Raw genomic sequence first — 14,866 nt, 5'->3', positions numbered from 1 at the left:
ATTGGAATACCGATAGAAGTATGGCTTATTTTTTCATATTCTTCGCGATAGTTTCTATTGGTATGTTTTTGTTTAGAAGAAACTACAGGAAAAAATTCGAACAGCGTAAACGGGATAATCAAAATAAATAGTGGGTACAGCCGGTATTATCATTATACTTTCCTTGATTTTTTCAGCATTTTTCTCAGGAATGGAAATTGCCTTTATTTCTGCGAATAAAATTCATATTGAAATAGAGAAAAAACAAGAAGGTTTTTTGGCTAGAGTACTAACTAGATTAACCAAAAAACCATCTAAGTTTATTGCTACCATGCTTATTGGCAACAATATAGCATTGGTTATTTATGGTCTTTTCATGGGCGATGTACTTATGAATTGGTTTGCGGGTATTGCACCTGACAATGCTTTTTTAAAACTACTGATAACAGATTTTAGTCTGTTGACCCAAACGTTGATATCTACATTCGTTATTTTAATAACGGCAGAGTTTTTACCGAAGGTTCTCTTTCAAATTTATGCTAATAACCTATTGAAATTATTGGCAATACCGGCGTTCTTATTTTACATTTTATTCTCCTTCATATCAGATTTCATTATTTGGATTTCTGATTTTATATTGAAATATGTGTTTGGAACATCGGGAGATGAAGTACAATTAGCGTTTAGTAAATTAGAGTTGGGAGATTATATCACCGAACAGATGGAGACCGTTGAAGAAGAAGACGAAATAGATACCGAAATACAGATATTTCAAAATGCCTTAGAATTTGCCGCTGTAAAAGCGCGCGAGGTTATGGTTCCAAGAACTGAGATTGTAGCTGTAGAAATGCATGAGACGCCTAAAAATTTAGCAAAACTATTTACAGAAACAGGCTACTCCAAAATATTGGTTTATAATGATACGGTAGATAATGTAATAGGTTATGTACATTCATATGAATTATTCAAGAAACCAAAAACGATAAAAAGTATATTATTACCTGTAGAGTTTGTGCCAGAAACGATGCTAATTCAAGATATATTAAATGTATTGATTAAAAAACGTAAAAGTATAGCAGTAGTATTAGATGAATATGGTGGTACGTCGGGTCTTGTAACAGTAGAAGATATTGTAGAGGAACTTTTCGGTGAAATAGAAGATGAACACGATACTACAGATTTAAGAGAAGAAAGAGTTGATGAGCGTCACTTTCTTTTTTCTGCAAGGTTAGAAGTTGATGATATCAATGAAAATCATAAATTGAGCCTGCCGGTATCAGATGAATATGAGACACTTGGAGGACTTTTAGTACATACACTAGGGGAAATTCCAGATAAAGAAGTAGAGCTTACCATAGAGTCTTATAAGTTTACGGTACTAGAAGTTTCCAACACCAAAATAGATTTAATTTCGATAGAAGTTTTGGAAGAGGAATAACAGTGCATAAATCAATAAATTAGGAGTCTTTTTAGTTTTTATTATTTCAATTAAAAATGGTAGTTTTGCCTCCCAATAACCACAAACGATTATTTTAAACGTTAATTAGAATGGCAGTATTAGAAAATATAAGGAAACGTACAACAGTGTTGATCTTGATTATAGGTTTAGCACTTTTTGCATTTGTTATTTCTGGGGTTTTTACCAGTAGCAATTTTGGAGGAGAAAAAGTAGGCTCATCTGTAGCTGTAATTAATGGAGAAGATATTTCTATTGATGAATTCAGAAGAGAAGTTGAAGTTGCTTCGAATAGAGTTGGTCCAACGGCATCGTCAATGCAGGTTGTAAACCAGGTTTGGGAGAACAAGGTAAGAAAGACAATCTTAGGTGAGCAATTTGAAGATTTAGGTATTGGTATCGAGCAAGATCAGATTGTTGATTTTCTTAGAACTACTGGTTACGCACAAAATCCTCAGTTTCAAGATCAGAACGGTCAGTTCGATGCAAACATGTTCAAGCAAACTGTAGCAGATTGGAAAGTGAACAACCCTGCACAATACGAAGCTTGGTTACAAACAGAAGATGAAATCGTTCAGTTGGCAAAAGAACAGACTTACTTTAATATGGTAAGAGCTGGTGTTGGTGCTACTTTGAAAGAAGGTGAGCTAGATTATAAATTGGCCAACGAAAAAATGGATATTAAGTATGTAAGAGTACCTTACACTTCTATTGCAGATAGTACTATTTCTGTTTCTAAAAGCGAAATTGCTGATTATGTTAGTAAGCATAAAGAAGAATATAAGCAAGATCCTGCTAGAGATTTGCAATATGTATATTTTCAAGAAGAACCATCTGAAGCTGATCAAACTGCAATTAAAGATGAGATTACTAAACTTTTAGATGATACGGTCGAGTACAATTCTCAAACAGATCGTAACGATACTATTAGAGGTTTTAGAAATACAAAAGATGTTACTGCATTTTTAGACAGATACTCGGACACTAAGTTTGATACTATTTATAAAGCGAAGAAAAATTTACCATCTAGTGTTGCCGATACATTAATGAGTTTAAATGTTGGTCAGATCTACGGTCCTTATAAAGATGGAGATTCATACAAGATTTCTAAAATGATTGCTAGAAAGCCCAATGGGTCTGTAAAAGCTAGTCATATTCTATTGGCTTATACAGGTGCAACTAGAGCTAACCCTGATGTAACTAGAACAAAAGAAGAGGCAGAAGCTAAAGCAAAAGAATTATTAAGGGAAGCTAAGAAATCTGGTGTTGTTTTTTCTACATTGGCTAGAGATAACTCAGACGGGCCTTCTGCACCTAACGGTGGAGATTTGGGGTACTTCCAAAGAGGGGTAATGGTTCCTGCTTTTAATGATTTTGCATTTGAAAATTCAGAAGGATCAATTGGAATGGTTGAAACTGATTTCGGTTTTCATGTTATTAAAATAGATGACAAAGAAGATGTAGTTCAAATTGCTACGGTCTCTAGAGAAATTGTCGCTTCAGAAGAAACAATTAATACATTGTTTACAAGTGCTACAAAATTTGAAATGGAAACAACAGATGATGAAAGTGCATTTTCAACATTGGCCAAGAAAGATGAATATGTAGTTCGTCCGGTAAATAAGATCAAGGCTTTAGATGAGAACCTTCCTGGTTTAACAAATCAAAGAAACATTGTTCAGTGGGCTTTTAACGGCGATACTAAAGTTGGCGATGTAAAGAGATTTAATATTAATAACGGTTATGCTGTTGTTCAATTGACAGGTAGTTATGCTGAAGGAGTAATGAGTGCTGAGGATGCTTCTGTACTAGTATTGCCAATTATTAGAAAAGAACGTAAGGCGGCTCAGATAATTGCAGCTAACAAGGGCAAAGATATGAGTACGATTGCATCTGATAACGGTGTTAGTATTTCAAATGCTTCTGCACTTACGGTAAAATCACCAACAATACCTGGTGCAGGAAGTGAGCCTGTAGTAGTAGGTACTGCTTACGGAATGAATGCTGGTGCAACTTCAGGATTGATTCAAGGAAACACTGGTGTTTTCAAAATTGAAATCGTAAAGAAAACAGAAGCTCCTAAATTAGATAACTACAGTGTATATGCCAATGCTTTGAAAACCGGAGCGGCTAGTCGTGTTAACACTGCCGTATACAATGCGTTGAAAGATGGGTCTGAAATTGAAGATAAAAGAGCTACTTTCTATTAGTAGTTACTTTAAGATTTATATTTAAAAAAGAGCATCCAATTTGGATGCTCTTTTTTTATAGTATCATTTTTGAGTAGGGGAGTATTGTGTGGTATCCTTTTTTCTTGAAGTATTGCATGTTATCTTCAGTACCGGTAGCTAGCACAAAGTCTCCGCCCCAAGCTCCTAAGCTTTTAATTGTTCTAGAATAATCAGAAAATAGAGTGTCTTTAATTGTGGGTATTTGAAGAGTTTTTGATAAAATAGCTTCGTGTTGGTCTAATAAGATTTCAAAATCAATTATCTTATTACAAGATAATATATGATCTGTAATACAATCGATTTTGGTAATAAGCTCCTTTTTATTAATGTCTAAACTACGATAGCTATCAATAGCATCTCTACTATTCTTTTTTTGATTCAGATAAACGAAAAATAGCTCATCCTTATAGTCCGGATTAAAAGTCACCTCTTTTACTATGGGCTCAAAACCATTTCTTTGGTAGGTAATTGCTGTATTATATGTGGCACATGCAATATCATAACCACTGCCGCCAAAGGTAGCTTCTAACAATTGATAGGGATTCACAGCTGCCCATGCTGCCATATTTGCAATTAACGTAGAAGAAGTGCCTAACCCCCAATCTTTAGGGAAAGAAATTTTGGCTTCAATGATACTGTATAATGATATACTTGATGAAAACTCAGGATTCAGCCGTTGTGTTTCAGTCAATATCTGATGTAATCTATCTGAAACGGTTTCGTCAGTTGTATTAATAGTCTTAAAATCGGTCTTGGAAAATTCGGCGTAAAACCAAGTGTCGTCATTCTCGTCAACACTAAACCAGTGAATGGTTTCAGAGTTTTTATTTCTAAGTTTTAATGATTGTCCGAAAGATGTAGGCAATGCTAAGCCTTTTGCACCGTCAAGAATGGCATATTCACCAGTAAGCAATAATTTTCCATTACTATAAAATTCCTTCATCATAGATACCTTGCTTTCTAATGTTACTCAGTTGAACTTCAACACCATGGTGCGTAACGGTATTGGTTTTAAAATATTCGACCAACGAAGCTTTTTCTTTTTCATTAGCACCTAATTGGTTTAATATATTTAGAAGGTGCATTTTCATATGTCCTTTTTGAATTCCGGTGGTCACCAAAGAGCTTACTGCGGCAAAGTTCTGTGCCAGTCCTGCGACCGCAACAATTTGCATAAGTTCTTCTGAAGTGGGTCGTTGAAGTATCTCCATATTCAGTTTTACTAGCGGATGCAGGTTTGTTAGTCCGCCAACGGTACCTAGTGCCAATGGCAGTTCTATCCAGAATTTAAAAAATCCGTTTTCAATTTCGGCATGCGTTAAACTACTGTATTGCCCATTTTTACAGGCATATGCATGTACGCCGGCTTCAATAGCTCTAAAATCATTTCCTGTAGCTAATACAACGGCATCAATACCGTTCATGATTCCTTTATTATGTGTAACCGCTCGATAGGGTTCTACTTTAGCGATGTTAATCGCCTGAATTATTTTTTCAGCAGTATGTTGCGGCGTTAATTCTGCCGATAGTTTTAAATCTTCAACAGGGCAGCTAACTTCAGCACGAACGGTACAGTTGGGTACGTAGTTAGATAATATGCTCATCACTACTTCAACATCTTTCTCTTTGGCTGAGAATTCATTATAATTGGCAGCTTCTTTTTTCAACGTAGCAGCAAATTGCTCTAAGCAGCTATTAATAAAATTGGCGCCCATGGCATCTTTCGTTTGAAAAGTAGCATGTAGCTGAAAGTAATGGTCTAATTCGCTGGTTTTGTCTCTTAGAACGATATCAGAAATACCACCACCTCTTTTTTCCATACTAGTGGTTAAAGAAGCACTTTCTGCTAGTAAAATAGGTTTTAAATAGGTAAAAAAAGATGTTAGCTTGTTGGCATCACCTTTAAAGATAAAATGTACCTGACCTACTTTTTCAGTGCCTATAATTTCAGTTTTAAATCCGCCCTTGTTCAACCAAAATTTTGCCGCCTTACTAGCGGCAGCAATAACCGAACTTTCTTCGATAGCCATAGGTATGGCGTATAGTGTTTCGTTTATTAAAAAGTTAGGGGCAATGCCTAAAGGCATGTAAAGATTGGTGAGTGTATTTTCAATAAACTCATCGTGTAGTTGCTGAATACTAGAATTTTCATTCCAGTAGGTTTGCAATATTTTCTTTGATTGCGCTGCGTTTTGGGTGTAATTTGTGGTGACCCAATCTATTTTTTCTTCTTTGGTAAGCTTGGAGAAACCACTTATTGGCTTGGTCATTTAGATATAACTTTCAACTAATATTCGATGTTGTGTAAATGTCTTGCTTTAGAAAAATACTACACATTTTTACGGTTGTAAAGATAAGCATATTGGCAAGAATCTATTTTCTAAGGGCAAAGCGTTAAAACCGCTTTCTTTTTCACTGTAAAGCGTGTTTTTTTGAGGAAATAGTGGTAAACTTGAGAGATTTAACAAAATTCAAATATTTATGCGAAAAACACACTTATTTGCGTTGATTTTACTTTCGTTCACCGCAATTACTTGGGCACAGGAAAAACAAATTGAAGTTGCTGAAATATATCAAGGCGCTTTTAGAACTGAAGGGATGGATGCCCTTAGATCCATGAAAAATGGTACCCAGTATACAGTTCTTAATACCAATAGATTCAGCCAAATTACAACGGTTGATAAATACGATTACAAAACACTAGAAAAAGTAGGTACCGTAGTTTCATCTGCAGATTTAGCAGATATTCCTTCATTTTCATCATATGACTTCAGTTCAGATGAAAAAAAGATTCTATTGTCAACAGAAGTAGAACCAATATTCAGAAGATCGAAACTTGGTATTTATTATGTGTATGATGTAGCTTCTAAAAAAGTGGTTAAGATAAGTGCAGATAAAATTCAAGAGCCATTATTATCTCCGAATGGAAGTCATGTTGCCTATGTGAAGAATAACAACATATACATTTTTAACATTGCATCAGGTGAAACCAAGCAGGTGACTGAAGACGGAGTGCAGAATAAAATTATCAATGGTGTAACCGATTGGGTGTATGAGGAAGAATTTGCATTTGTTCGTGCTTTTGAATGGAATGCCGATGGTTCTAAAATAGCTTTTCTGCGTTTTGATGAAACCAATGTACCAGAGTTTTCTATGGATGTCTATGGAACGGGACTGTATCAACAACCACATGTATTCAAATATCCAAAAGCAGGCGAGAACAATTCTATAGTTACGTTACATCTTTTAGATGTTGCAAGTGGCGCTATTTCTTCGGTAGATTTGAAAGATGCTTATTATGTACCAAGAATTAAATGGAAAAACCATAAAGATTATTTAAGTGTTCAAACCTTGAACAGACATCAAAATCAATTAACGATGTATTCGGTTAATGCCAAAAAAGGAGATGTTTCTGTTTTGTTGGTAGAAAAAGATGGCGCTTATGTAGACGTTACCGATAACTTAACTTTTTTAGAAGACGATAGCTTTATTTGGACTAGCGAAAAAGATGGTTGGAACCATATTTACCTTTATGGGGAAGATGGTAGTTTAATGAACCAGATTACAAAAGGCGATTGGGAAGTAACAAAATACTACGGTTACGACCAAGACGAAGATAAAATTTACTACCAATCAACTGAAAATGGTTCTATAAACCGTGGTGTTTATAATATCAGCAGCGGTGGTGATGATAAAAAAGGTTTAGCAGTAACTAAAGGAACGAACAATGCATCTTTTAGCACTGATTTTACATATTTCATCAATACATTCTCTAGTGCAGAAATGCCTCAGGTGTATACTTTGCATCAAGCTATAAATGGTAAGAAGGTTAAAGATATAAAGGACAATAGTCAATTATTGAAAAGTTTAGAAGGGTATGCTGTGAGTCCGAAAGAATTTTCTACAATCACTATCAATGGTAATGATTTGAACATGTACATGATCAAACCTAAAGATTTTGACCCTGCAAAAAAGTATCCGTTGTTTATGTATCAGTACAGTGGTCCTGGTTCACAAAATGTAAGTAATAGTTGGATGGGTGCTAATGATTATTGGCACCAGAATTTAGTAGCTGAAGGTTATATTGTTGCTTGTGTAGATGGTCGTGGAACCGGATTTAAAGGTAGAGATTTCAAAAAGGTAACTCAAAAAGAATTAGGTAAATATGAGGTTGAAGATCAAATTGCTGCAGCTAAAAAATTAAGTGAGTTACGGTATATCGATGAAGAAAGAACCGGTATATGGGGTTGGAGCTATGGTGGCTTTATGTCGACCAATTGTATTTTAAAAGGTAATGATACTTTTGAAATGGCAATCGCCGTTGCACCAGTTACATCGTGGGCTTTTTATGATACGATTTATACGGAGCGCTACATGCAAACGCCACAAGAAAACCCAAGTGGTTATGATGATAACTCACCATTTAATTATCCGCAGTTATTGGAAGGAGATTATTTGTTGATACATGGTACAGGTGATGATAATGTTCATGTTCAAAATTCAATGCGAATGATCGAAGCTTTAATACAGGCTGATAAGCAATTCGATTGGGGAATCTATCCTGATAAAAATCATGGAATTTACGGTGGAAACACAAGAATTCACCTCTTCAACAAAATGACCAATTTCATAAAAGAAAAACTTTAATCAAACTAACATCAATATGACTGAGAGTACTGAATTTTCAGACCAAAAGCAGATTTTTGGACACCCGCAAGGTTTATTTTACTTATTCTTTGCAGAGTTGTGGGAGCGTTTTAGCTTCTACGGTATGCGAGCATTGCTGACGCTTTACATGATTGATGTAATCTTTCAAGCCTTGGCAGAGCGAGATTATGCTACCGCTGCTGTTTACTCTTCCTACGGGTCTTTAGTATACGCATCGACCGTAATTGGTGGTAAATTGTCCGATAAGATTTTAGGGATGCGTAATTCTATCTTTTTAGGCGGTATTTTAATGTCTATAGGTCACTTTGTACTGGCAATAGAAAACAACATGGCTTTCTTTTTAGCACTCTCGTTGATTATTGTAGGTAACGGATTTTTTAAACCGAATATTTCCACTTTTGTAGGTACGTTGTATGAGAAAGGTGATCCCAAAAAAGATTCAGGATTTACTATTTTCTATATGGGTATTAATATTGGTGGTTGGGTAGCTCCATTATTATGTGGGTGGCTCGCGGCTACATATGGCTGGCACTATGGCTTTGGCTTAGCTGGTATTGGTATGTTAACCGGTTTGATCGTTTTTTGGAGAGGTATTCAAAATAACGTCTTCGGAGATAGGGGATTGCCGCCTAATGAGCATGTATTAGAGAAAAAGGTATTAGGTGTAAAACAAGGCATTTTGGTTCCTGTTTTAGCTGTATTGGCTGCACCATTAATTGCTCTTTTGTTATCATCTTATAAAGCGATTGCTACAGAAGGTATGTTTGCAGATCAGAATATCGTTAATGTAATTTTTACAGGCATCGGTATTGCAGTATTGGCATATTTGGCATATGAGATGTTCAAGGCAAATGTTAAGGAGAGAAAAGAACTTTTTGTAGCCGTATTGCTTACATTTTTCATGACCATATTCTGGGGGTTCCATGAATTATCCGGTAGTGTTATTACGTTGTTTGCAGCTAGAAATATTGATTTAGATGGCATAATGTCTGCAGCGCAAACCAATTCATTGAACTCTATGTTCATTATTATATTGGCTATTCCTATCTCAATGATGTGGACGTGGTTAAGTAAGAAAAATTGGAACCCGAGAACTCCGTATAAATTCGGATTAGGATTGCTTTTTGCCGGTATTAGTTTTTACGTTTTAGCTTTAAGTGGTGGTAGCGCCAACGAAAGCGGTTTTGTTCCTTTTACATATCTGTTGTTAATGTATTTCTTATTGTCGGTTGGGGAGTTGTTTATGTCGCCTGTTGGGCTGTCTAAAATGACCGATTTAGCACCGATGAGATTAATCGCCTTTATTATGGGTGTTTGGTTTTTATCATCTGCATTTGCATTTCAGATAGTAGGTTTTATTGGTAAACAATTAGCGATTGAAAGTACAGACGCAGATGTAAGTGGATTTGCAACTTTAACTGTGTATACAGATGGTTTCATGCTTATTGCAAAATATGCTATAGGTGCAGGTGCCATTGTTCTTTTAGCCTCACCACTAATTAAAAAGTTAATGGGTAAAGTACATTAGTCACAAATCACTCAAAATAATAAGCTCCCTTTTCACCAGTATAGTGAAAAGGGATTTTGTTTTTTATGCAGGTAGCTTCCCAACGTGAAATATAGCTTTTATAATTACTTCCATCTGCTATAATCACTTTTGGGTTGATGCTATCAAGCAATCTGTCTAGATTAATTTTTGGTGATTGGGTCAACAAGATTTTGTTCGACATTGACTTCGGATAAATTCCGGTACTATCAATAATCAGTAACGATTCACCTTGTAAAGCATAGCTGTTTTTTAAAGAATCATATCGAACCGAATCTATGCGTTCAGCGGTTATAAAATCTGAAATAAGATAATCAGGTTTGTTGTTGGGATTTGTTAAGATGGATACATTATCTCCGTTTCTATTAAAAACAAGACTTTTTCTTGTTTGATGTAACACAAATACTTCCGACTTACTACGAGCCTCATATTCTTGATAAATTGTCCAACCTTGAAAACATATAATACTCAATAAGAAGAAAACTATTCGTTTATAATTGAATTTTGCACAAAGCTCAACGCCCATTATGAGGATCAAAACACTTAACAATAGCTGAATAAAATCAAAAGAGATAGCGCTAAAAATAAAATTTTCTTGTTTTGCCACCCAGGCAATAAGGCCGTTCATTATACTGATAATTTCATTATAAAACCATACCAATTGAGTAGGGAGCCAATTTACTAGTGATAATACAATCACTAAAATACCCATGCCAAGAATCACTCCCAAAGCAGGCACGATAACTAAATTCGAAATAAAGAACAATCCCGGAAACTGATGAAAATAGTATAGGCTAATAGGTAAAACACCTAATTGCGCAGCGATACTGACACAAAGCAATTGCCAAAAGTATCGTGCCACTTTATTCTTCGGAAACCATAATTGTTTGAGTAATGGGAAAATCCAAAGAATAGCAAAAACAGCTGCATAGCTCATTTGAAATCCGACTTGAAATAACAAATTCGGATTGATGAATAGTAGAATAAATAGTATGGAAAGCGCAAGTATATTGAAGGTGTTACTAGGTCTGTTCAAATACAGTGCATATGCCACGAAAGTGAACATCGTAGTTGCGCGAATAATACTAGCAGACAACCCAGCAATAAAGGCAAAACCCCATAAAAAGAATACCGATAGAATTAAAATAAGAGATCGACCATTAGGGATGTTTTTCAGCGGACTCAATAAAAACTGAATAACTAAGAGTAAAATACCAATGTGTAGCCCTGATACTGCTAAAATATGCACGGCACCCGCTTTCTGGTAATTGGTATACGTTTCTTCTGATATATCTGAACGCTGCCCAAGTAATAGAGCTTGTATGACTCCCAATTCATCTGCTCCGAAACTTTCTTTATCAAGTTTTTCAATAATATGATTTCGTGCCCTTGCAGCGATGCCGAGAAGGGTAGTTTGCGAACTTTTAATTTTCACAAGTTCATCATGCTCTATTCGCATACTATGATATATCCCTAAATTCTCCAAATATTTTTTATAATCAAATTGATGTGGATTTAGTGGAGGGGAAATACCTTTAGCTTCGTTATAGGTTACAAATTCATCATCGATAGCTAAGCTTAAATTTGCCGAATCTTTGGGTATAGTGAGAAGAATAGTGCCCCTTACATGTTTATTACCTACACTTTTTACAGAGGCAAAATAGCGGGTCGAAAACTGATTAGGTTTTAGAACCTCTTTGATTTTTAGCGTCCATAATTCATTACTAATGTTATTATAATTACTGTAGTGATTGCTGTAATTTATGGGTTGTGCCACAGTGTAGCTATATATACCTAATGCAATAAATGTTAGAGCGGCAAAGGTTCCAAATAAAACCGATTTTGTATTCTTTTCAAAAAAGAAAATAAAAGCTAATAAAGAGAAAAGTAAAACGGTAGATAGAAGAATATTTAAAAGGTTGAAGGAAAAAAAGTAACCTATTAGGATTCCAAGGATGAGTAAAAGCGTTAATCTGATAGGAATAAACGCTAAGAGCTTCATGCTATAATATTCTTGTAGCCTTTACGAAAGCTTGGTTCCAGAATCCGTCTCTCAAAGATGAAACGGTAACACCACGCGATGTTGAAGCATGTATAAAAGTAATTTCGTTATTATCGGTGCCTACGACCATACCTACATGGTTAATACGTTTAGAGCCTCTTGAAGTCTTAAAGAATAGCAAGTCGCCCTTCTCTACATTTTTAACGGTAACTCGATGTCCTTCTTCTGCCATGTGAAAAGACGTTCTAGGCAGTTGTACATCATGTTCGCCAAAAGAAATATATAGTAGACCAGAGCAATCCATTCCTTTTTTGGTGGTACCGCCAAACTTGTAGCGTGTTCCAGAAAATGAAAGGGCTGTGTTGATAATCTCATCAGCCTTTGTATGCGTTGAAGAAGGTATAGTCCTACGTTCTTCGGTTCTTGTAGGTTCGGTGACATTACCTGTTCTAGTATTATTTGCAGCAGCAACAGATATTTTGCGCTCTTTGTCAGATGTGCTCGTCTTTTTGACTCCGCAACTGGCTAAAAAGCAAATAATGAGAAAGTATGGTAATATGCGCATAAAATAGAGTGAACCCTGTAGTAGGTGTAACTCCAAAATTATAGAATTTTTTTTAAAAATTAATAAAGCTAAGAAATTTTGGCATTTGCAATGATTAACGAAGCTGCTTCAGCGCTAGCGCCAGAACCACCTAACTTAGCAATTAACTCATCATAATTAGCCAATTGTTTAGTTCTAGCTTCTCCATCTAAAATTGAGGTCAGTTCTTTTTTCAGGTTCTGTTTGGTGAACTCATCTTGTATTAATTCTTTAACTACCTCCTTTTTCATGATAAGGTTGACCAAAGAAATATATTCTAGAGTGATAATACGTTTTGCAATTTGATAAGAAATCCAGTTTGCTTTGTAGCATACTACTTGTGGTACCTTAAATAAAGCAGTTTCTAAAGTAGCGGTGCCACTGGTAACCAATGCTGCAGTTGAAATAGAAAGTAAATCGTAAGTTTTATTTTGAATGAATTTTACATTCGCATTGGTAAGAAAAGCAGCGTAAAATTCTTCGTCTAAACTTGGTGCGCCTGCAATAACAAATTCATATTCAGAGAAGTCATTGGTCAAAGAGAGCATCAAAGAAAGCATCTTCTGAACTTCTTGTTTTCGACTGCCGGGTAGTAAGGCTATAATTCGTTTATTTGGGTCTATGTCGTTAGCTGACCTAAATAGACTTTCGCTTAATTCTGGTCTATTATCAATAGCATCTAATAGCGGATGCCCCACGAAATTAACTGGGTAATTATGTTTCTTTTCGTAAAATTCTTTCTCAAAAGGGAGAATAACATACATGTGGTCAACTGTCGCTTTTATTTTATCGATTCTACCTTCTCTTGATGCCCATATTTGTGGTGAGATGTAATAATTGGTCAAGAAATTATGTTCTTTGGCCCATTTGGCAATACGTAAATTAAATCCGGAATAATCAATGAAAATAATAGCATCAGGGTTGAAGGCTGCGATGTCTTGCTTACAGAATTTTATATTTTTGAAAATGGCATTTAAGTTCAGAAGAACTTCGAGAAATCCCATGAATGCCAATTCTTTGTAGTGCTTGGCTAAAGTCCCACCAGCTTGCTGCATTAAGTCGCCGCCCCAGCATCTAATGTGAGCATTAGGGTCTTGTTTCTTCAAAGCCTTAATTAAATTAGAACCATGTAGATCACCAGAAGCTTCGCCTGCAATAATGTAGTACTTCATTTTAAAAGACTTTGTAGTAAAGAATCAAGAATGCGGTTAAAATGGTGGCGATTAAAACCCCTTTTGCTCTATTGTCCCTCTTGATTTTTAGAAATCCGAAAAAAGCAACTAGGTTAAGAATAGCACCTAATGCTAGAAGGCTACCAACATGCTCTTGATTAACAGCGGCTTCAAAAGTTTCGGCAATGCTTAAATCTGAAAATATGAGAATGTATAGTAATGTACCAAGAGTGTTTGCAATGATGCCTACTATAAAGCCTATTAGAATTTCTTTTTTAGTATTCATTTAAAATAGTTGTACGATATAATTGAAATCTTTTAAACTGTGTTTATTAGAGCTCCCAAGTGTTCAATTCTTGAATAACATGATGGGCAGTTAAATCAAATTGTGTAGGTACCACAGAAATATGACCATTTGCCAATGCCCATTCGTCGGTATCTTCACCTTTATCTAGCAATTCAAATTCACCGGTAAGCCAATAGTAGTCTTTACCCATAGGGTTGGTACGCTTATCGAATTTTTCTTTCCAATTTGCTCTAGCTTGTCTGCACACCTTAATACCTTTTATCTCATTTTTGGTCAGCTTAGGGATATTCACGTTTAATACGGTGCCTTTTGGAATTCCGTTCGCCAAAGCTTGGGTGACAATACTGTGAATAAAATCATGAGCTTGCTCAAAATCAGCATTCCAGCTATAATCACATAGTGAAAAACCAATAGCAGGTATTCCTTCTATGCCAGCTTCTACCGCAGCACTCATGGTACCTGAATAAATAACATTAATTGAAGAATTAGAGCCGTGATTAATGCCGCTAACACAAATATCGGGTCTTTTAGGTAGTATTTCTTGAAGTGCCAATTTTACGCAATCTGCAGGTGTACCGCTACAACTATATTCATCGATACCGTCAAGGTCAATTTTCATTTTTTTAGAAAATAGGGCTGTATCCAGGGTTATTGCATGACCCATGCCAGATTGCGGACTGTCAGGTGCTACAACAACTACATCGCCAATTTTTTTCATTATCGTAATCAACATGCGTAAACCAGGCGCTGTAATTCCGTCATCATTCGTTACTAAAATCAGTGGTTTTTCCATATCATATACTTTCTGTAGTAAAAATACGTTTTTAAATATGATAAGCCCGAAATGCCGTTTAACAAAAAATTAGTTCTAAGCAGATTTAATTGGCATGGTTTTTTCTTTACCTTAGGGGTTTAAGTAGCT

At 35.6% G+C, this 14,866-nt stretch carries 11 protein-coding genes; 4 read left to right on the top strand and 7 right to left on the bottom strand.

Annotated elements, in window-relative coordinates:
* Positions 1 to 130: 130 nt before the first annotated feature.
* Both DFQ03_RS17100 and DFQ03_RS17095 read left to right on the top strand, forming a co-directional pair.
* Positions 131 to 1,417, top strand: coding sequence for a hemolysin family protein (locus DFQ03_RS17100; RefSeq protein ID WP_133674456.1), 1,287 nt, complete (start codon positions 131 to 133; stop codon positions 1,415 to 1,417).
* A gap of 110 nt (positions 1,418 to 1,527) precedes the next feature.
* Entirely contained in the window at positions 1,528 to 3,645 is a 2,118-nt protein-coding gene (locus DFQ03_RS17095) for a peptidylprolyl isomerase (protein WP_133674455.1), read from the top strand.
* Between the two features lie 55 nt (positions 3,646 to 3,700).
* Here DFQ03_RS17095 and DFQ03_RS17090 read toward each other — a convergent pair whose 3' ends face one another.
* Positions 3,701 to 4,612: a GYDIA family GHMP kinase gene (locus DFQ03_RS17090; RefSeq protein ID WP_133674454.1), complete on the bottom strand. Its 912-nt coding sequence runs from the start codon at positions 4,610 to 4,612 to the stop codon at positions 3,701 to 3,703.
* Positions 4,593 to 5,936: a hydroxymethylglutaryl-CoA reductase, degradative gene (locus DFQ03_RS17085; protein ID WP_133674453.1), complete on the bottom strand. Its 1,344-nt coding sequence runs from the start codon at positions 5,934 to 5,936 to the stop codon at positions 4,593 to 4,595. Before DFQ03_RS17085 ends, DFQ03_RS17090 begins: the two co-directional genes overlap by 20 nt.
* 211 nt (positions 5,937 to 6,147) lie before the next feature.
* On the opposite strand from DFQ03_RS17085, the gene DFQ03_RS17080 reads away from it, so the two are divergent.
* Both DFQ03_RS17080 and DFQ03_RS17075 read left to right on the top strand, forming a co-directional pair.
* Positions 6,148 to 8,313, top strand: coding sequence for a S9 family peptidase (locus tag DFQ03_RS17080; protein WP_133674452.1), 2,166 nt, complete (start codon positions 6,148 to 6,150; stop codon positions 8,311 to 8,313).
* Positions 8,314 to 8,329: 16 nt separating this feature from the next.
* Positions 8,330 to 9,862: a peptide MFS transporter gene (locus DFQ03_RS17075; RefSeq protein WP_133674451.1), complete on the top strand. Its 1,533-nt coding sequence runs from the start codon at positions 8,330 to 8,332 to the stop codon at positions 9,860 to 9,862.
* A 7-nt stretch (positions 9,863 to 9,869) separates the two neighbouring features.
* On the opposite strand, the gene DFQ03_RS17070 is transcribed toward DFQ03_RS17075, so the two are convergent.
* The 5 genes from DFQ03_RS17070 to surE all read right to left on the bottom strand — a co-directional run bounded on the left by DFQ03_RS17070 (position 9,870) and on the right by surE (position 14,737).
* Positions 9,870 to 11,882, bottom strand: a complete 2,013-nt coding sequence (locus tag DFQ03_RS17070; RefSeq protein ID WP_133674450.1) for a ComEC/Rec2 family competence protein — start codon at positions 11,880 to 11,882, stop codon at positions 9,870 to 9,872.
* Position 11,883: 1 nt separating this feature from the next.
* Complete coding sequence (locus DFQ03_RS17065) at positions 11,884 to 12,447, bottom strand: C40 family peptidase (RefSeq protein ID WP_133674449.1); 564 nt, start codon at positions 12,445 to 12,447, stop codon at positions 11,884 to 11,886.
* 68 nt (positions 12,448 to 12,515) lie between these two features.
* The gene (gene lpxB, locus DFQ03_RS17060) at positions 12,516 to 13,637 is read right to left on the bottom strand and encodes a lipid-A-disaccharide synthase (RefSeq protein ID WP_133674448.1); all 1,122 of its coding nucleotides are present in this window, start codon (positions 13,635 to 13,637) and stop codon (positions 12,516 to 12,518) included.
* A gap of 1 nt (position 13,638) precedes the next feature.
* Positions 13,639 to 13,923 carry a hypothetical protein gene (locus DFQ03_RS17055; protein WP_133674447.1) on the bottom strand — a complete coding sequence of 95 codons (285 nt, stop codon included), beginning with the start codon at positions 13,921 to 13,923 and terminating at the stop codon, positions 13,639 to 13,641.
* Between the two features lie 46 nt (positions 13,924 to 13,969).
* Complete coding sequence (surE, locus tag DFQ03_RS17050) at positions 13,970 to 14,737, bottom strand: 5'/3'-nucleotidase SurE (RefSeq protein WP_133674446.1); 768 nt, start codon at positions 14,735 to 14,737, stop codon at positions 13,970 to 13,972.
* Positions 14,738 to 14,866: the final 129 nt, after the last annotated feature.

Origin of the sequence: Maribacter caenipelagi, assembly GCF_004364175.1 — a bacterium.
Classification (GTDB): domain Bacteria; phylum Bacteroidota; class Bacteroidia; order Flavobacteriales; family Flavobacteriaceae; genus Maribacter; species Maribacter caenipelagi.
This window is presented reverse-complemented; position numbering and strand designations above follow the sequence as displayed.

What these genes read in the sequence shown, in the direction of transcription:
- DFQ03_RS17075 (WP_133674451.1), top strand. Translation starts at nt 8,330, where the DNA reads ATGACTGAGAGTACTGAATTTTCAGACCAAAAGCAGATTTTTGGACAC.
- DFQ03_RS17070 (WP_133674450.1), bottom strand. Translation starts at nt 11,882, where the DNA reads ATGAAGCTCTTAGCGTTTATTCCTATCAGATTAACGCTTTTACTCATC.
- surE (WP_133674446.1), bottom strand. Translation starts at nt 14,737, where the DNA reads ATGGAAAAACCACTGATTTTAGTAACGAATGATGACGGAATTACAGCG.
- DFQ03_RS17065 (WP_133674449.1), bottom strand. Translation starts at nt 12,447, where the DNA reads ATGCGCATATTACCATACTTTCTCATTATTTGCTTTTTAGCCAGTTGC.
- DFQ03_RS17085 (WP_133674453.1), bottom strand. Translation starts at nt 5,936, where the DNA reads ATGACCAAGCCAATAAGTGGTTTCTCCAAGCTTACCAAAGAAGAAAAA.
- lpxB (WP_133674448.1), bottom strand. Translation starts at nt 13,637, where the DNA reads ATGAAGTACTACATTATTGCAGGCGAAGCTTCTGGTGATCTACATGGT.
- DFQ03_RS17055 (WP_133674447.1), bottom strand. Translation starts at nt 13,923, where the DNA reads ATGAATACTAAAAAAGAAATTCTAATAGGCTTTATAGTAGGCATCATT.
- DFQ03_RS17080 (WP_133674452.1), top strand. Translation starts at nt 6,148, where the DNA reads ATGCGAAAAACACACTTATTTGCGTTGATTTTACTTTCGTTCACCGCA.
- DFQ03_RS17095 (WP_133674455.1), top strand. Translation starts at nt 1,528, where the DNA reads ATGGCAGTATTAGAAAATATAAGGAAACGTACAACAGTGTTGATCTTG.
- DFQ03_RS17090 (WP_133674454.1), bottom strand. Translation starts at nt 4,612, where the DNA reads ATGATGAAGGAATTTTATAGTAATGGAAAATTATTGCTTACTGGTGAA.